Source organism: Shewanella sp. 4_MG-2023, from assembly GCF_030548015.1.
Classification (GTDB): domain Bacteria; phylum Pseudomonadota; class Gammaproteobacteria; order Enterobacterales; family Shewanellaceae; genus Shewanella.
This window is the reverse complement of the sequence record NZ_JAUORL010000011.1, coordinates 81,979-99,653: the sequence shown is the minus strand read 5'-3', so window position 1 is coordinate 99,653 and position 17,675 is coordinate 81,979. Positions and strand designations below refer to the sequence as shown.

15 protein-coding genes are annotated in these 17,675 nt (G+C 40.9%); 6 read left to right on the top strand and 9 right to left on the bottom strand.

All coding sequences use genetic code 11. The features are described 5' to 3' along the window. Nucleotides 1-104: 104 nt before the first annotated feature. Nucleotides 105-1,145 (bottom strand): GTP-binding protein, encoded by a 1,041-nt coding sequence (locus Q4546_RS08365; protein ID WP_102530937.1) that lies wholly within the window; start codon nt 1,143-1,145, stop codon nt 105-107. Between the two features lie 59 nt (nt 1,146-1,204). Next, entirely contained in the window at nt 1,205-2,530 is a 1,326-nt protein-coding gene (locus Q4546_RS08360) for a DEAD/DEAH box helicase (protein ID WP_102439518.1), read from the bottom strand. A 282-nt stretch (nt 2,531-2,812) separates the two neighbouring features. Here Q4546_RS08360 and Q4546_RS08355 point away from each other — a divergent pair, with 282 nt between their 5' ends. The 4 genes from Q4546_RS08355 (at nt 2,813) to Q4546_RS08340 (ending at nt 7,288) form a co-directional block, all read left to right on the top strand. Next, nucleotides 2,813-3,430, top strand: a complete 618-nt coding sequence (locus Q4546_RS08355) for a peptidylprolyl isomerase (RefSeq protein WP_102439517.1) — start codon at nt 2,813-2,815, stop codon at nt 3,428-3,430. A gap of 299 nt (nt 3,431-3,729) precedes the next feature. Further along, entirely contained in the window at nt 3,730-4,878 is a 1,149-nt protein-coding gene (gene yiaY / locus Q4546_RS08350; protein ID WP_102439516.1) for an L-threonine dehydrogenase, read from the top strand. A gap of 331 nt (nt 4,879-5,209) precedes the next feature. After that, nucleotides 5,210-5,575, top strand: a complete 366-nt coding sequence (locus tag Q4546_RS08345; protein WP_102439515.1) for a cytoplasmic protein — start codon at nt 5,210-5,212, stop codon at nt 5,573-5,575. Between the two features lie 411 nt (nt 5,576-5,986). Then, nucleotides 5,987-7,288: an NAD(P)/FAD-dependent oxidoreductase gene (locus tag Q4546_RS08340; RefSeq protein ID WP_102439514.1), complete on the top strand. Its 1,302-nt coding sequence runs from the start codon at nt 5,987-5,989 to the stop codon at nt 7,286-7,288. Between the two features lie 164 nt (nt 7,289-7,452). Here the strand turns inward: Q4546_RS08340 and Q4546_RS08335 are convergent, their stop codons facing one another. From Q4546_RS08335 to Q4546_RS08315, 5 genes are all read right to left on the bottom strand, one after another. After that, nucleotides 7,453-7,821 carry a hotdog domain-containing protein gene (locus tag Q4546_RS08335; RefSeq protein ID WP_076540291.1) on the bottom strand — a complete coding sequence of 123 codons (369 nt, stop codon included), beginning with the start codon at nt 7,819-7,821 and terminating at the stop codon, nt 7,453-7,455. 257 nt (nt 7,822-8,078) lie between these two features. Next, nucleotides 8,079-9,104, bottom strand: coding sequence for a low-specificity L-threonine aldolase (gene ltaE, locus Q4546_RS08330; RefSeq protein WP_303446084.1), 1,026 nt, complete (start codon nt 9,102-9,104; stop codon nt 8,079-8,081). A gap of 88 nt (nt 9,105-9,192) precedes the next feature. Continuing rightward, on the bottom strand, nt 9,193-9,777 hold the full coding sequence (tpx, locus tag Q4546_RS08325; RefSeq protein WP_102439548.1) for a thiol peroxidase: 585 nt from the start codon (nt 9,775-9,777) through the stop codon (nt 9,193-9,195). 87 nt (nt 9,778-9,864) lie between these two features. Continuing rightward, nucleotides 9,865-10,689 (bottom strand): mechanosensitive ion channel family protein, encoded by an 825-nt coding sequence (locus Q4546_RS08320; protein WP_102439512.1) that lies wholly within the window; start codon nt 10,687-10,689, stop codon nt 9,865-9,867. Between the two features lie 25 nt (nt 10,690-10,714). After that, nucleotides 10,715-11,212 carry an OmpA family protein gene (locus tag Q4546_RS08315; RefSeq protein ID WP_277869331.1) on the bottom strand — a complete coding sequence of 166 codons (498 nt, stop codon included), beginning with the start codon at nt 11,210-11,212 and terminating at the stop codon, nt 10,715-10,717. A gap of 614 nt (nt 11,213-11,826) precedes the next feature. On the opposite strand from Q4546_RS08315, the gene Q4546_RS08310 reads away from it, so the two are divergent. Beyond that, on the top strand, nt 11,827-13,332 hold the full coding sequence (locus Q4546_RS08310) for a peptide MFS transporter (RefSeq protein WP_102439510.1): 1,506 nt from the start codon (nt 11,827-11,829) through the stop codon (nt 13,330-13,332). 114 nt (nt 13,333-13,446) lie between these two features. Here the strand turns inward: Q4546_RS08310 and Q4546_RS08305 are convergent, their stop codons facing one another. Together Q4546_RS08305 and Q4546_RS08300 are read right to left on the bottom strand one after the other, a co-directional pair. After that, nucleotides 13,447-14,592, bottom strand: a complete 1,146-nt coding sequence (locus Q4546_RS08305) for a response regulator (RefSeq protein WP_303446083.1) — start codon at nt 14,590-14,592, stop codon at nt 13,447-13,449. 51 nt (nt 14,593-14,643) lie between these two features. Continuing rightward, entirely contained in the window at nt 14,644-15,381 is a 738-nt protein-coding gene (locus Q4546_RS08300) for a VacJ family lipoprotein (protein ID WP_241901018.1), read from the bottom strand. A 481-nt stretch (nt 15,382-15,862) separates the two neighbouring features. Here Q4546_RS08300 and Q4546_RS08295 point away from each other — a divergent pair, with 481 nt between their 5' ends. Next, nucleotides 15,863-17,662 carry a hypothetical protein gene (locus Q4546_RS08295; protein ID WP_303446082.1) on the top strand — a complete coding sequence of 600 codons (1,800 nt, stop codon included), beginning with the start codon at nt 15,863-15,865 and terminating at the stop codon, nt 17,660-17,662. The last annotated feature ends 13 nt before the right edge of the window (nt 17,663-17,675 follow it).

Here is a 17,675-nt window from a genome sequence, read left to right as displayed (position 1 = left end):
TAGCTGCAGTGGTTGAAAATAACTGATGCTTTAGTAACTGTTGTTACTTTAGTAGCAGTTGTTTTAGGAAAAAATTTAACAACAACCACTGTGATCTAGCCCGTCTAAGCCATGTCACTCAAGCAATTGAGGATTTGCTCTGTTAATAATGCCTCTGATAACGGGTTTAAGCTAATTATCTCTAATCTTGAGTCCATGGCTTCATCAAGCTCGTTAATCGACAGCCTGCCATCGACAGCATTAAAAGCGCCAATGCCTTCTTCTGTGATCATTACCGCTTTTATGCGTAGCACCTCATTAAGTAAGCCGTCACACCAGGCAACTAACTTATCAAAGTCAAAACAATGCTCGGCGCTAAAAATCCAGCCAATACTATGCGCTCCTTGCGCTTGATTTAACTTGGTTATAAAACCTTGGCCATTGAACTCATCATCAACCACAGCAGCATTTGAGTCAAACAGTGATTGGCTAGGCTTGGTCACTGACTTGGCTAAATAAGATGCTTGAGTGCTTGAACTGCTGAGACTAATGGCTCGCGGCTTTATCAACGCCCAATAAACATGATTAAGCACATCAGCTGTGTTAGAGGCAATACACAGTTTTTTATCATTAGCTAAGTAAGCTGACAAAGAGGCAAAATCATCTTGCTGATATAAATCGGCCTTGCTGGCGTAAATCACTTCTGCAATGTCTATTTGCTGATTAAAGTTACTATTTTCAGTGTAGCGAGTGTCTTTGAGCTTGCGCGCATCAACCACACATAAGGTTTGATTTAACTGCAATACTTGCTGATTAAACTCATTGGTCAGTACCTTGAGTATTTCAGCAGGATGGCCAAGTCCAGTTGGTTCAATTAACAATCTATCTGGCTTAGCTTTTTGAATAATTTGATTAATCGCCACTTGCATCGGTACGCCTGCAGCGCAACATAAGCAGCCACCAGCAACTTCTTTTATGACCACTTGTTCGGATGAGTTGCAGCCAGTTATCAGGCTCGCATCAATACCCACTTCGCCAAACTCATTAACTAGCACAGCCCAAATTTCACCCTTGGGTTTGATTGCCAGTAACGACACAATTAAGCTGGTTTTACCTGCCCCTAAAAAGCCGGTAATGAGGTTAGTATTAATGCGTTTACGGATCACCTGATAAATTCCACTAAATAACTAAATTAAACCCATGTAAATAATAAGCATTGTGATTATTATTTTTTAGCGTACTTGCCTTGTCTAGTCGGCTTAGCGTTCCCATCAGCACGACTACCTTTACCAGCAGGGCCACTTTTAGCTGCGCCGCCGCGATTTCGGTTGCCACCTTGGCGTTTATGTTTAAACAGCTTTTTAGGTTTTTCAGCATCGACTTCTCTATATCGAGCCGGTAATGGCGCGCCAAGTTCATAACCGGGTAACACTACCACAGGTATTGAGGTGCTAATGAGTGCTTCAATGTCTTCTAACAGCTCCATTTCATTTTGTGCGACCAATGAAATGGCCTGACCGGTTAAGCCTGCGCGGCCCGTACGGCCAATACGGTGAACATAATCTTCAGGCTCTGGGGGTAATTCAAAATTAATCACTAATGGTAAAGCTTCAATATCTAGACCCCTTGCGGCGAGATCGGTCGCTATCATGACGCGCAGCTTACCCGTCTTAAACTCTTCTAAAGCACGGTTGCGAGCGCCTTGAGTTTTGTCACCATGAAATACGGCAGCTTTAATACCATCTAACTTAAACTCTTTAAGTAAGTGCTCAGCCGTTTCTTTTAGGCTGGTAAATACCATCACCTGTTGCCAGTTATTACGGCCAATCAGCTCTGACAGTAACTCTGCTTTACGGCGTTTATCTACTTGATATACCGATTGGGTTACCGTTTCAGCAGGTTTTTGATTCGATATATGCACATACTCGGCATTTTTGAGCATTTTTGCCGCTAAGCTTTTGACATCATTAGAATAGGTCGCTGAAAACATCATGGTTTGATGTTGACGATTGATCATCCGCTTCACTTTTTCGATATCTTTAACAAAACCTAAGTCCAACATGCGATCGGCTTCATCGATAACTAAATGGGTCACAAAGGATAAATCAAGGTCATGCTGACCAATAATATCGAATAATCGCCCAGGAGTTGCTACCAAAATGTCGACACCTTTAGCGAGGGCTTTTCGTTGCGGGTTGATATTCGAACCGCCATAAACCGCGAGGCTCTCAAAGGGTAAAAACTGGGCATAGTTAACCAGATTTTGTTCGATTTGAATCGCCAGCTCGCGAGTTGGGGTCATGATCAGTACCCGTAAACGTTGCCAAGCTGTTTTGCTCTCTTGTTCGGCTATTTCAAGCTCAAGACGAGTTAATAAAGGTAAAGCAAATGCAGCAGTTTTACCGGTACCAGTTTGTGCGCTGGCTAATATATCCTTACCTTCAATAGCTAATGGGATCACAATTTGTTGTACGGGGGTCATATCGCTATAACCACATGTGTTAACCGCATCCAAAATCGGTTGTGACAAGCCTAATGAATCAAAAGTCATATTGTTCTCTGAAAACTACTGTTAAAGGCGCTATTGTAGCGACTTAGGTTAATATTAGCGAAATAAAAACCACAGCTAAATAAAGGCACTTAGGCTTAATGCAATGCATTAACCTGTAAAATCAGCCAAGTACATATAAGTTAGCTCTGTTTTATAACACGCTAAGATATGTTATTTCGGCCTTTAGGTAACACTTTGTATCTTATGGTTTTATTTATTGATTTAATTGGCACATTTTAGCAACATAGACCTCACAATAATAAAACAACTAATAGGCCTGTGATGAAACTGCTATACCCGTTATTATTTGCATTAACCCTTAGCGCTTGTGGTGGCTCAGACTCTGACTCTCAAGTTCCAGAAACTCCTGAGACTACACCACCTGTCGAACCTACTGAGCTAGTTGCCGATATTTGCTATGTTATGTCGACAACAATGGGCGACATCAGCTTAGCCATCGATACCACTAATACACCCATTACTGGAGCGAATTTTAAACGCTATGTCGATGAGCAGTTTTATGATGGCACACTATTTCACCGCGTTGTCTATCAATTTGTTTCACAAGGCGGTGGCTTTACCACAGGATTAGTGAGCAAGCCTGGCTTTGAAGCTATCACATTAGAAGACAATGTCGGCCTAACTAACGCACGTGGCACCATAGCGATGGCGCGCACCACAGTGGCAGATTCAGCCACATCACAGTTTTATATCAACGCCCTCGATAATCCTCAATTAGATTATTCCAGTGGCCAACGTGGTTATGCGGTTTTTGGTCAAGTGTATGACGGTATGGCTGAAGTGGTCGATCAAATTAACATGGTATCGATTAATAGTAATAGCGTACCTGTAACAGATATCGTCATCAACAGCGTTGAAGAAACCAGCTGCCCACAATGATAACCTAGCAAAAAATTTGTATGTGACTAATGTATAGCGCTTTATTATTAACGCCCGCAACAATTATCGTTGCGGGCTTTTTATTGGTTTACAGCGCAAATAAAACCAAAAGTACAATCAAGATTACACTTCACTAGCAAAATCAGAGCTAGCTCCGCTAATTACGATTAAAACCACAGAAACAACATGAACAAGTTTAAATGTATGAAATAAGTCACAAATTATAGTCAATATGATTGGTAATTTAATGACATTAAAGAATTCTGTATTCATTATTTTAATCATTAAAGAGGTTTCCCATGGCGACTAAATTTTTCATTCCTAGCGTAAATATTCTCGGTCAAGACAGTGTTAATGAAGCAATCAATGACATCAAAACACTGGGCTTTAAGCGCGCACTTATTGTTACTGATGCACCGTTAGTAAAAATTGGTTTAGTTGATAAAGTAGCGGCTAAGCTTATGGACAATGGCATTGCAGTATTTATCTTTGATGGCGTACAACCTAACCCAACCATGGGAAATGTTGAAGCAGGCTTAGCAATGCTTAATGCCAACGAGTGTGATTTTGTTATTTCGTTAGGTGGCGGCTCTCCACATGATTGCGCTAAAGGTATCGCTTTAGTGGCGACCAATGGTGGTAGCATCAAAGACTACGAAGGCTTAGATGTTTCAACAAGACCACAAATGCCGCTAGTCGCAATTAACACTACGGCTGGCACAGCCAGTGAGATGACCCGTTTCTGTATTATTACTGATGAGTCACGTCATATTAAAATGGCGATTGTCGATAAAAACACCACCCCTATTTTGTCAGTAAATGACCCTGAACTCATGGTTGAAAAACCTGCGGCGTTAACAGCCGCAACCGGTATGGATGCATTAACTCATGCGGTGGAAGCTTATGTATCAACAGCTGCGAACCCAATTACCGATGCTTGTGCAATTAAAGCCATCGAGCTGATTAAAGCTAACTTGGTTAATGCGGTTGAACAAGGTGATGATATCAATGCTCGTGAGCAAATGGCTTACGCGCAATTCTTAGCGGGAATGGCATTTAATAATGCTAGCTTAGGTTATGTTCATGCGATGGCCCATCAACTTGGCGGCTTTTATGATTTACCACATGGTGTATGTAATGCACTATTACTGCCGCATGTACAAGCTTACAATGCGCAAGTGGTGCCTGGTAAATTAAAAGACATTGCTAAAGCAATGGGTGTAGATGTGGCGCAATTAGATGATACTCAAGGCGCAGCGGCTGCAATCGAAGCCATTAAAACCTTGTCTGTTGCAGTCAATATCCCAGCAAATTTAACTGAACTTGGAGTTAACCCAGAAGACATCCCTACACTGGCTGATAATGCGTTAAAAGATGCCTGTGGCCTCACTAACCCAAAACAAGCGACCCATGGTGAGATTTGTGAAATATTCACTAACGCACTATAGGTTACAACCGTAAGTTTCATATATTCGCGGCTCAAGCTGATCCGCGAATAAAGCCTGTCAATGGCTGGCATTCTCTACTAGAGAACAACCTGACTAAAACACAGCTTAAGGCCAATAAAATTGCCATTAAGCTATTGAAATAGCGCCAGCCACAGCGCTAAAAATAATAGTCACACTTAAGTATTCTAACTACAAACTGATACTTTTATTTAATAAATAATACACTTACACACATAACTGTTAACCGCGTCTAACTTCTCAAAATAACCATTGACCTGCCTTAAAATAGGGGTCTATGATGAAGTTACATTCTTAAATAAGTAGGTAAGCTATGACTGCAATCACTCATGTGTATAACTACACAGTAAGATGTCCTCACTATAAAGAAAAAGATAAAACAGCTAGCTGGTTAAACCACATAGAAATCAACCAATCCTCAGAAATTGCACTAAACCGCATCACCAAATGGCACAATGCACCCGGTTCAAAATCATTTGAAAGCGGAAAGTTTGTCGTTAGAAAGTCGGACACCGACAACACTTATTACTCAATGCAAAGCAATCGCCTGTTAAATGATGCCCACGCTATGGTCACCTTTAAGATCTTCCTCGATGATTGCTGCCAAGATGCAGATCCAGAGAAAATCATTGCCCATTTAGTCGAAGACTATAACAAGCGTCTTGCTAAAGCTCAGTAACGTTTCCAAGGATTACTGAATCACCGAAAAACGCTGTTATGTTTTTCGGTGACAATCTCAAATATTACCAAAGCCAATACGTGATCCAGTTAACACTATTCCAAACTAGTTAACCATCAGTTCACAGTTCCACACTCTTATTAAGACATCCCAGCTTTGTTTACTATATAAACTGCTTCTCATAATTTTTAACACGCTTTACGACTGCCTTTTACGCTTCGATATGCTGCATTCTTTTTTAATCTTATAAATTAACTCGCTTTACTCTGACTACCTTTACATGACAAGTGAGTTTGCAACGCTAAAGCGCATAATTTTTATAAGATTTTGTCGATTCTGTTCCTTGTCGTTAAAGCCATACCGATAAAAATATAACCGAATTATTTTAACTTCACTAAAGGAGCATCTTAGATGCAAGCAGTTCCGAATATCGTCATCGTTGGCGGCGGCGCAGGTGGCATGGAAATCGCCACTAAATTGGGTCATAAAGTTGGTAGAAAAGCCAAAGCAAAAGTCACACTCGTGGATTGTGCCGAAAGCCATGTGTGGAAACCACTGCTTCATGAAGTGGCTACTGGCGCCTTAGATATTGGCATTGATGCAATTAGCTACCGTGGCCACGCCTCAGCACATGGTTACCATTTTCAACAAGGTGCAATGATTGATATTAATCGTGATGATAAACATATTATTTTAGCGCCAATTAATGATGAAAACGGGGATGAACTCTTACCCGCTCGTCATATTCCTTATGACTATTTAGTGATTGCCATTGGCAGCGTAGCCAATGACTTTAATATTCCTGGCGTCAAAGAGCACAGCCTGTTTTTAGATAACACTGAACAAGCGATGCAAATTCGTAAGCTGTTATTAAATAAATTTATGCGCTATGCCAGTCATCATCAACTGGATGATAAAATTAAAATTGCTGTGGTAGGTGCAGGTGCGACTGGTGTGGAAATGTCGGCTGAAATGCACCATGCGGTAGAGCAACTCAGTGGCTTTGGCTATAAAATTGATACCAGTTTGCTGGAAGTTTCCCTCATTGAAGCTGATGAGCGCATTTTACCTAAAGTCGGCAAAGTAGAAATTTCTGACTCAGTGACCCGTGAACTCAAGCAATTGGGAGTGAAGGTCATGACAAACACCCGCATTACACAAGTGACACCAGAAGGCTTATCGACAACAGATAACACCTTGATCCCTGCAGATATGGTTATATGGTCAACAGGTGTTAAAGCACCAAACTTTTTAAATAATATTGGTGGTCTTGAAAGTAATCATATTAACCAAGTGATGGTGAAGCAAAATATGCAAACCACCCTAGACCCCTCAATCTTCTCTATTGGCGATTGTGCAGCTTGCCCACAAGCTGATGGCAGCTGGGTACCTCCACGAGGCCAGTCAGCAAGACAAATGGCATTAATGACAGCTGATAACATTATGTTGATGCTTGCTGGCAAAGATCCTAAAAATGAATACGTTTACAAAGATTTAGGTTCGCTGGTGAACCTGTCGAAGTTCCACACTGTCGGTAACCTAATGTCATTTATGGGTGGCGGGGTTTTGGTTGAGGGTAAAATTGCCCGTTTTGTTTACACCTCACTTTATCGTCGTCACTTAATTGAGCTGCACGGTGTGGTGAAAGGCACCTTAATGATGCTGGCAAAAGGGATCAGCCGCATTATTCATCCGCATCTTAAATTACACTAAAGTGGAATTAGGCGCTTAAGCGCTAACTGATAAAGATAAAACATTAACCTTGCCAGCTTTAGATCAATTAAAGCTGGCAAGGTTAACGCCAGTGAACGACTCTATTGGGGCTAGTTTGCTAAACACTTACCTTTACCGGTACTCGCAATGATTAAACCATCCCCTTAGGCGGCATTCGCTCTAATGCCATGAGGGATCGGTAAACCTCTTTCATTAATGTTCACAAACACAATTTTATCGATATAAGCGATCGGTGCATTGCTAAGGCTATTTCTCACTTTACATCTTAATGTAATAGAACTTTGCCCTAAGCTAATGGCTTCCATACCAAACTCAATCACATCACCCATTTTAGCGGGACTCATAAAATTAATTTCTGACACTAACTTAGCCATTAGCTGCTTACTGTGCATTTGACAGCGGGCAAATATCGACGCTTCTTGATTAAGCCACATCAGTAGCTGGCCACAACATAGACTTTGTTCTGCATTTAAATTTACTGGTTTTACAATATGACGGCCTAAATATTCCATAATATTGCTCCTTGAATTACTATACCACTTTATAGGTAGCAACTTTAAAGCCAACTCTTCAAGCTGTTGAAATAATTAAAAATGATAAAACCATGATTTAAATATGGTCTCTTAACTGCGCCATAATATTACAACCTCAGTACTTGCTTGCACCAAAAAAAAGCACCTCTTGGCAGAAGTGCTTTTAAAGACAATCAATAACTGATTGAGCGCTCATTTATGGGGGCCACATTTGAGCTAAGACAGTTTTATCTGGGTTATTTATTTTTCAGCTGGACAATTATTTGCTTCAAGGTAGTGATAAAAGTCAAAATATCCTGCCGGCTAATATCTTTGTGGGTCACCAAGCGTAATGACGATGACGGACTGATAATGATGCCCTTTTGCGCCAATAGTAAAGCGAGATGCTTGACATCATATGCCTTATCTAAAGATGCAAACACCATATTAGTTTGAACTAAATTGATATCCACTGAAAACTCAGGCATTTCAGATAACAACTGTGCTAAAAGCGCGGCATTATCATGATCTTCTGCCAACCTATCCACTTGCTCGGTAATAGCCAATTGGGCTGCTGCTGCAATAATACCCGCTTGCCTCATACCGCCACCGAGCATTTTACGCCAGCGTATAGCTTTTTGTATTAAGCGCTCATCCCCAAGCAATATTGAACCTATTGGCGCAGCTAAGCCCTTTGATAAGCAAATTGAAACCGAATCAAAATACTGAGTAATCTCACTAATGGGTATATTTTGTGCCACTGCAGCATTCGCTACGCGCGCGCCATCTAAGTGGATTTTTAAATTATGATTAAAGGCTAATGCTTGGGCATCAGCAAGGTATTTCTGCGGTAACACCTTACCACCAATGGTATTTTCAAGGCTCAATAAACGAGTATGCGCAAAATGAATATCATTAGGCTTAATAGCAGCTTCAATATCTGCAAGTAAAATTGAACCGTCTGGCTGATTGTTTAACGGTTGCGGTTGAATACTGCCCAGTACTGCTGCCCCGCCACCTTCAAATTTATAATTATGAGCCTGTTGACCACAAAGGTACTCATCACCTCGCTCACAATGTGCCATTAAGGCCAATAAATTAGCTTGAGTACCAGAACTAACAAACAAAGCACTATCAAAGCCATATAAGTCAGCAGCCATATCTTGTAAATGGTTTACCGTGGGATCATCACCATAAACATCATCGCCAACCTCGGCATTCGCCATGGCTTTACGCATGGCATCTGTGGGTTTTGTTACCGTATCACTGCGAAAATCAATCATATCCACTCTCAATAAACTGGCGCGAGTACTGTTTCTAGTACTGTAAAATTAGCTTATTCTACCCCAGTTATTCGTGCTTAAGCTTGTGCTAGTCGGCAGAAATTTTATTTAATGCCGATAATGCGGCGTCGTAATCTGGATGATTAGCCACCTCAGCTACAAGTTCTTTATATTTGAGTGTTCCGTTCGTATCAATAATCAAAATAGCTCTCGCAAGTAAACCGCGGTCTTTGATCAGTAAACCATATTTATGACCAAAATCTCGCCATACAGCATCTGATAGCACTGTTATTTTATCCACTTGCTCTGCCTGACAAAAACGCTTTTGAGCAAAAGGTAAATCGGTGCTAATAGTTAACATCACCACATTGTCGTTGTATTGACTGACTGATTTATTAAATCGCTTAGTCTGCAACGCACAGACCCCAGTATCTAAGCTAGGCACAGCACTAATTAATACGGTTTTTCCTTTAAAGTCAGCCAGGCTTATGGGCTCGAATATCTCATTAACAAGGGTAAAGTCAGGCGCTTGAGTATTAACGCTTAATTGCTGGCCTACTAACTCCATCGGCTTACCGCCCATAGTAATTGTCGTCACTTCACTGCCAACACTGACATTAGGCAAGGTAAGTGCAATAACCACTGCGACTGAAGATAGAATATTATTGTACATTTTTAACCTCACGAAATCATTGCGATAAAATGGCCATAAAAAAGCCAGCATAATAGCTGGCTTTGTGAACAAAATGCACTAAATAGGCTATTTAGCTGGCATTTCTTTTAAATGTAAATCCATTTGTGGGAATGGAATTTCAATAGCTGCAGCATCTAGCGCATTCTTAATCTGTTCTAGTAACTCAAAATGAGCTGGCCAGTAATCGGCAGTGTTAACCCATGGACGAACCACGAAGTTAATAGAACAATCTGCTAGTTCACCTAGTGCAACAGTGTATGCAGGATCTTTAAGAACATATTGATTATTGTCTAATACAGAAGAGATAACTTTCTTGGTTGCTGCGATATCTGAGGTGTAACCCACACCGATAACTAAATCAACTCGACGTGTTTCTTTAGTTGAGTAATTAATAATAGTGCCATCCATCATCGCTGAGTTTGGAGCAATAATGGTCTTGTTATCGCCAGTACGAAGTTTAGTTGAGAAAATAGTTATTTCTTCAATCACTCCCGCTACACCAGCGGCTTCAACAAAATCACCTACACGACAAGGGCGGAAGATAACCATCAACACACCTGCGGCAAAATTTGACAATGAACCTTGCAGCGCTAAACCTACAGCTAAACCTGCAGCACCCAATACAGCGACTAGTGATGCTGTTTGTACGCCAATTTGACCTAAGGTTGCGATAATCGTAAATACAAATACCACGCCCCAAACCAAATTACCGACAAATGATGCTACGGTTTCATCAATTTTACGGCCCAGTAATAGTTTTGTAGTTAATTTCTTAGCTACGTTAGATAGATATTTACCTACGATAAATATCAAAATGGCCATCACAACTTTTAATCCATAAGTGATTAAAAATTCAGGCGCTTGTGCCATCAAACTCTCGATGCTTTCCATGGTTTACTCCCTTTATTAATAATAATTATTCAAACTTGAATTCAACGCGTCTATTTTTTTGCCTACCTAGCGCGGTACGATTTGTTGATATGGGAGCCAAACTCCCCATACCACTAACTTCTATTACATCGGCATCAATCGCAAACTGCTCGACCAAAATATCTTTAACTGATTGGGCTCTTTTTACTGACAAACTGGCGTTTAATTGCTCACTACCAATGTTGTCGGTGTGACCTAGTAAAGAAATACTGACAAGCTTATTGTCCTTAATGAGCTGGTGCGCCCGCTCAATACTGGGTAATTGCGACCTTAACACCCGAGACTGGCCAAAATTAAAATATATCGGGCTGACGCTCACTAAGCCCAAACTTTGCTGGCAACCGTTGGCAAGTACAGCTGTATTAATCTGTGTATTGGGACAGGCATCTTTTTTATCTGGTACGCCATCAAGATCACTATCAACCCAAGCAAGCACTGAACTGCTAAAAACTAAGCTGCATAAACAAACAAGTTGTCGATACAAGATCCTGCCTCCGCCATCAAAGTCAGTTAATTACACTCAATGGCCAGACACTTAATATGCAATAAAACTAAAAATTGTTTTTTTGACACTAAAATCCAATGAGTTACATTTTATATACTTGTTAAAAATTTGCAAAGCGTTTACACAATTAAAACAAGTATAGATTCTATTTGTCAGCCCGCTAACCGACCTCATACTAAATAATCGTCACAAATTCTGTTATCCGTTGTTATGGTGACTTTAATAGCATTTGCCAGCTAAAAGCTTGCCAACTAGCACCAAAAAAACAACAAAGGTATCTTTGCAAGCGGTTAAAAACTGATTCAACGTCTACATTTACAAACGCTGATCGCCCATGGTCATTGACTTTTACGGCTTATAAGATGTATATAAGGGTAGCTTTTTAAGGTTTTAATCCTTAAAACTTTAAAATGACAACATTTACTATAATAAATAAACAACAAAGTGGTTAAATTTATAGCAACTAAGTTGAAACGCGACAGAATGTTATTCTGAAAATATCAATACGTTGAACATAATCACAATTGCAAACAACAATTTCTGTGGCGACAGTGGTCCCGCAGGCAAATCACAAGCTTAAGGTGGAAGACTTAATGAGCAATGCAAAACCACAGGGGACCATGCTTGGTCATCCCAAGGGGCTTTTCCTGCTGTTTACAACAGAACTATGGGAAAGATTCAGTTATTACGCGATGCGTGCCATTTTGGTGCTCTATCTGGTCGATAAAGTTGAGTCTAATGGTGGTAGTGGTCTTGGTTGGACTCAAGCAGACGCACTTTCTCTTTATGGAACATTTACCGGTTTAGTGTACTTAACCCCGCTCATTGGCGGATGGTTAGCGGATAATATTTTAGGCCAACGTAAAGCGATTTATATTGGCGGCTTCTTAATGGCTGCAGGTCAATTTACCCTAGCAGCACCACATAGCTGGATGCCAGGTCTAGAAACAACCATGTTTTACATTGGCCTAGGCACCTTGATTATTGGTAACGGTCTATTTAAGCCAAACATCTCAACTATGGTTGGTGACTTATATGAAGAAGGCGATCACCGTCGTGATGGTGCATTTACTATCTTCTATATGGGTATTAACGTTGGTGCGGCATTATCAGGTTTCATTGTGGCATGGGCATACACCCAATTTGGCCATAGCATTGTTATTGACGGCAAAGAAGTATTTGTTAACAACTGGCAAGCAGGTTTCTTCTGTGCGGGTATTGGTATGGTTGCGTCATTAATCATCCAATTCCTATTCGCGCAAAAGCTACTTGGAGATATCGGTACGGTTCCTGCCGCTAAACTTGAAAAGCAAAAAAATGAAGCTAAAGGTGAAACACGTAAAGAGCCTTTAACTAAAGTTGAACGTGATCGCATTAAAGTGATCATGGTAATGGGTTTATTCACGGTTATTTTCTGGGCAGGCTTTGAGCAAGCTGGCGGATTAATGAACTTATTCACTAACAACTTTACCGATCGTATGATTGGTGGTTGGGAAGTTCCAACGACTTATTTCCAATCACTTAATGCTATCTTTATCGTTGTTTTTGCCCCTGTTATTGCGTCTATTTGGATCCGCTTAGGTAAAAACGAACCTAACTCACCAGTTAAATTTGCATTAGGTTTAGTATTACTGGGTATTGGTTTCCTATTCATGATCGGTGCTGTACTTGAAATGGGCGGCGACGCAAACGCTAAGTCAAGCATGTGGTGGTTAGTCGGTGCATACTTCTTCCACACCATGGGTGAATTATGTTTGTCACCAATTGGCTTATCAATGGTCACTAAATTGGCTCCACTGCGTATCGCATCATTAATGATGGGTGCTTGGTTCCTATTTATCGCAGCGGCTAACAAAATTGGTGGCTTAGTAGGTTCATTAATTGGTCACGGCGGTGATGTGGAAGATCAACTTGCCAATGCAATGTCTATTTTTGCTGGTATTGCGATCACAGCAGGTATCTCAGCGGTTATCTTATACTTCATGGCTGACAAGCTAGTTGATTGGATGCACGGCGCTGAAGGTCACAACGAAACTGAAGAGCAAGCGTTAACTGAAGAAATTGCAGTGACGGCTGAACATGAAGCAATAAAGCATTAATACTTAGCTTTAGTGCATCATGAATTAAAAAACCTCGCCATTTGCGAGGTTTTTTATTTCAGCTTTATTTATCCAATACTGTGTTTATGACGTGGGCAGCTTGCATTTAATCTATTACAGCTTAAGAGCTAACTCCATAAAGCCGCCAGCGGCTAGCGCTTCATCATAGAACAAGCCATTAAATTGGTTATTCTGTAATCGAGCTCGATGATTTGCATCACTGCTGACAATACAGATCTTTTCTTCTGGCAGTAAACTCCTAAACTGCATACTAGGCTTATTCCACTCATCTGAGCCTAGTTGTCGTGAAGGTGAAATCGCCAATGGTGCTAAACCGTTATTATTACGTAAATAGCAACGCAGTCCGCTACCAGCTTGGCCAATCGCAACTCTGAAGTGTTCAAGCTCAACACACACATACACCATATCCACATACAAGTTCAGGCCTGAAGTCACCATACGCTCATTCAAGTAGCTCAGCATATTGTAAGGCTCGATTAAGGTATTACTGACGCCATTACGGTATTGTTTTAATTTTTGGTTAACAAAGCTTCGCATTAATACACAGCCGAATGCGGCGCGATTATCTTCAGGATAAAAATGCGCCATGTACATCATTAAATGCTTATCTCCCACCATAGTGGAATCGATAAAATAAGCACTTACATCACTATTTTTACACAAGCTATAGTGAACATCTGCGTTAGGGTAACCAATATTTGAGGTAGGAAACAATTGCTGCTGCACACTCTTAGCTGCTTCAGCACTGCTTTCCAGTAGGCTAAAGTTATCAGCTAATTCTTGATATGATAAATCTTCGCTCATCTTAGCGGCAGAGTTGATAACTGCATGGCTGTCATTAAAATCAAGCTTATCGGACTGAGCCTGCGGCGCTATAGCTTGTTCAATGGCTTGCTGGATGATAAAAAGATCAGAAACGGGTTTGACTAAGTAATCGCTGGCGCCATAGCGCAAAGCTTCCACGACATCAGCCATCACATTATTACCTGATATGACAATTGAAGGGACTGAAGGGTTTAACTCGATTATCTGTTTAAGCATACCAAGGCCCCCTAAGCGTGGCATGCTTAAATCAGCAATGACGATATCAACAGGCTGTGCTTGAAAGGCTTTGACGCCCTCTTCACCATTTTCTGCTTCAAAAACCACAGCGCCTTGCTGAGTTAAAAAGTCAGCGACTAACTGCCTAAAAACTGCATCATCTTCAACTAATAACACGGCGACATTGGTTAATGCCATAAAACTACCCCGATAGCACTGCTGTCGAAGAAGCCTCATCGTTCAGCAATATCACTCAAGCTCTAATAAATATTCTTCTAGTAATTCATCATCATCTTGTTTGACTGGCACGTTGCCATCATAAACTTTGTAATCCATATATTGAAAATAGGCTTCTTTGACAAATGTGTATGGATCAAGTGCATTATCTAATAGACGTTCTTGATCGATGGCTGATGCTCGTGAGTCGAGGTTTTTCAAGCCCCACTTAAGGACTGACTGCCATAACAAGAACTCTGACAAAGGAAAGTATAGACTATCAACCCAATCTGAGGCGAGTTCCCTTGTCACATAAGGACCAAAAAAAGGCGCCATAAAATAAGGGCCGTTTGGCACGCCGTAATAACCTAACACTTCATTGAAGGCATCTTGTTTGCGGGTCATGCCCATCATGTCTGCCACATCAATCACCCCAAAAAGTCCTAGAGTGGTATTAACGGTAAATCGGCCACCAGCATTGGCTGCCCAGCCCCACTTACCTTGTAATGCGTTATTCACTAACGAACTTGGTTCTTCAAAGTTACGCACAAAATTATTAACCCCAGACTTTACTGGTGTTGGCAAATAATCATTATATCCATGGGCTATAGGGCGGAAAAAATGACGATCAAGATAGTGGTAATTAAAATCCCACATGGCACGGTTAAATCCCTCTATGGGATCGCGAGGATCATCATAGATGACTTCGACATCAGGCTTGTTTGCCTGCTGAATAGGTTCGGCTTTTAATGAAAAGACACTGCAAGCCATCAATAAAGAAAGCAACAACAATTTATACTTCATACATCTCTCTTTCGGGAAAATTCAATACTGAAATACTCTGAGTTAAGGCTCTATTTCAGTCGCGCTAGATTACAAATTCAACTTGTATTCACTTACCAGTAAAGCTTACAGATTAACTCTAGCAAAGATTTACATTGAAGATTAAAGCAAAGGACTATCAAGTCGATACAGTCTGTATAACCTATTCTGTGTAACGCTATTTAAGTTAGCCAAATAAACTTTTAAGATTTCATTTACAGTATTAATTGCGCGAATTTATCACTGTTGATAGTCAAAAATACTACAACTACAACACCTATAGTCAACAATTACGGCTAAGGATACTCAAGGAGTGTAGGAGATCAACGCTTAAATTGTAATAGAACATATTTAAAGGTGATAGTTAGGTAATGGTTTCGTAAATTGTTACGTAAATAGCAATAAACAACTTGAGTGACGATAAAAAAATATGACACAAGGCTTAATCACAGCAAGACTGGCGACAACTGAAGCCTCAAAAATGCGCCACAATTTAACCAGCGCGAATATCGCTAAACCAGCAAGCTTAGTGCCTGTTACGCTGCCATCTTCAATACGGTCATCATCGACAACACAATCATCATCGACACCGCTATTATCAGCTACAAACCAAGCGTCTACAGCCTGCTCATCATCTATACCCCAGTTATCTCAAGATACCAAAAACCATGCCGCGGTTACCTTTGCCGTCGCGAATAAAACATTTCAATTTTCAGCCTGCCATCAAATACAGCAAATCCTGCGTTCTGGTGGGCAGTTAATGTTAAACAATGACACGATAAAGCAATTAACTAAGCTCACTGGTACCGCATCTCATAAACAGGCCACAACGAGCAGTCTCACCAATAAGCAGTTAGTGCTAGTCGCACCTGCGATACAAACTAAGCTGCCTATTGAGCTGCTAAAACTGGCACAAAGCAATAATATTTCATCACCGCAATTATTGGCCTTGGCCGCCAGAGCACAAGGTTACCCGCTACCTGTGGTTGAAATAAAACATAATCACTTGCGCTTTAATACCGGGGCTGAGATTTCAGTGTCAGCATCAGCAAAATTGCCTCAAGGCCAACACCTTGCTCATATCAACCAAGTGGCTGGGAAACCGCTGTTAACATTAACCCCAATATTGCATGTTGCGACTGCTGATTTGTTTGCGATTGACACCAATAGCCACAATGACAACAATCACAATAAGTTAAAGGCGATCTCAGAACATATTGTGGTAAGAAAAGATGAACCGGCCCAATTACTGAGTCAGCTATTAAAAAAGCTTGAGCAACTACCTTTAAGAGCCAGTGTTGAAACCACGGTGACCAATGTAAAACCACCTCAGCAACAGGTAAACTCGCATCAACACGCTGCAAGCTCAACTGTGGCTCAAGTAAACAAAAGCCCCGTTGAAGTACTGAAACAAAATTTACATAAAGCTGGCGCAATGCCACTTAAAAATGCTTGCAGCAATAATGCAACTAATACCCTTGTCAGTGCTTTATTAGCATTACTGCCGAGCTTAAATCCACGGCCATTAACCCAACTTGCAGATCAAAGCTTATTAAAACAAGAGCTACTGAGCTTAACCAACTTAAATCTGGCCAATACGCAGCAGCTACCCAATACAGCATTAACAGCTGGGGCAATTAGCGCACTATTTCAGTTGCTCATTGGCTTTAAACGCCAAGGCGCTCACACCCAGCTGAGCCCGTCATTGCAGCACTACCTTGATAAACTGCAGCAAAAAGTACTCAACAACACTGACCAAAGCCAATTGCTTTTAAGTGCCTTAGATAAAGCCCGCAGCGTCGAGTCCTTAGGCAAACTAGCCTCTAGCTTTGGCGGATACCAACAAGCGAGTAGCGACGCTAATCAGCATCTCGCTTGGTATATAGCGCTGCCTTACTCCATTGGCCCACGAAAAGAGCAATTAGAGGGCAAGTTTGAACGGGGCTCTTCTAATGATAACAGCGCGATAACAAGTTGGCGGTTGCAATTAAAATTTAATCTGGCTCAGGGGGCTTTATTGGTTAATGCCCATAAGATAGGAGATTTTCTTGATGTTAAATTTACCAGTGAAAATCAAAGCCTGTTAGATAAAGTGAGTGATTTTCAAGCGCTATTAAGCATAAAAATAAATCAGGCAGGCTTTGTCGCGCGAGAGTTCACCACGGTAATTGATAATGTACCCGCAACCTTATTACCAGGCGATCATTATCTAGTAAAAACCAATGCTTAAGATGCACTTTAAG

Excerpts from the sequence above, each read along its gene's own strand:
- Q4546_RS08360 (WP_102439518.1), bottom strand. The coding sequence starts at position 2,530 with ATGACTTTTGATTCATTAGGCTTGTCACAACCGATTTTGGATGCGGTT.
- Q4546_RS08345 (WP_102439515.1), top strand. The coding sequence starts at position 5,210 with ATGACTGCAATCACTCATGTGTATAACTACACAGTAAGATGTCCTCAC.
- Q4546_RS08340 (WP_102439514.1), top strand. The coding sequence starts at position 5,987 with ATGCAAGCAGTTCCGAATATCGTCATCGTTGGCGGCGGCGCAGGTGGC.
- Q4546_RS08335 (WP_076540291.1), bottom strand. The coding sequence starts at position 7,821 with ATGGAATATTTAGGCCGTCATATTGTAAAACCAGTAAATTTAAATGCA.
- ltaE (WP_303446084.1), bottom strand. The coding sequence starts at position 9,104 with ATGATTGATTTTCGCAGTGATACGGTAACAAAACCCACAGATGCCATG.
- yiaY (WP_102439516.1), top strand. The coding sequence starts at position 3,730 with ATGGCGACTAAATTTTTCATTCCTAGCGTAAATATTCTCGGTCAAGAC.
- Q4546_RS08310 (WP_102439510.1), top strand. The coding sequence starts at position 11,827 with ATGAGCAATGCAAAACCACAGGGGACCATGCTTGGTCATCCCAAGGGG.
- Q4546_RS08300 (WP_241901018.1), bottom strand. The coding sequence starts at position 15,381 with ATGGCTTGCAGTGTCTTTTCATTAAAAGCCGAACCTATTCAGCAGGCA.
- tpx (WP_102439548.1), bottom strand. The coding sequence starts at position 9,777 with ATGTACAATAATATTCTATCTTCAGTCGCAGTGGTTATTGCACTTACC.
- Q4546_RS08320 (WP_102439512.1), bottom strand. The coding sequence starts at position 10,689 with ATGGAAAGCATCGAGAGTTTGATGGCACAAGCGCCTGAATTTTTAATC.
- Q4546_RS08305 (WP_303446083.1), bottom strand. The coding sequence starts at position 14,592 with ATGGCATTAACCAATGTCGCCGTGTTATTAGTTGAAGATGATGCAGTT.
- Q4546_RS08355 (WP_102439517.1), top strand. The coding sequence starts at position 2,813 with ATGAAACTGCTATACCCGTTATTATTTGCATTAACCCTTAGCGCTTGT.
- Q4546_RS08295 (WP_303446082.1), top strand. The coding sequence starts at position 15,863 with ATGACACAAGGCTTAATCACAGCAAGACTGGCGACAACTGAAGCCTCA.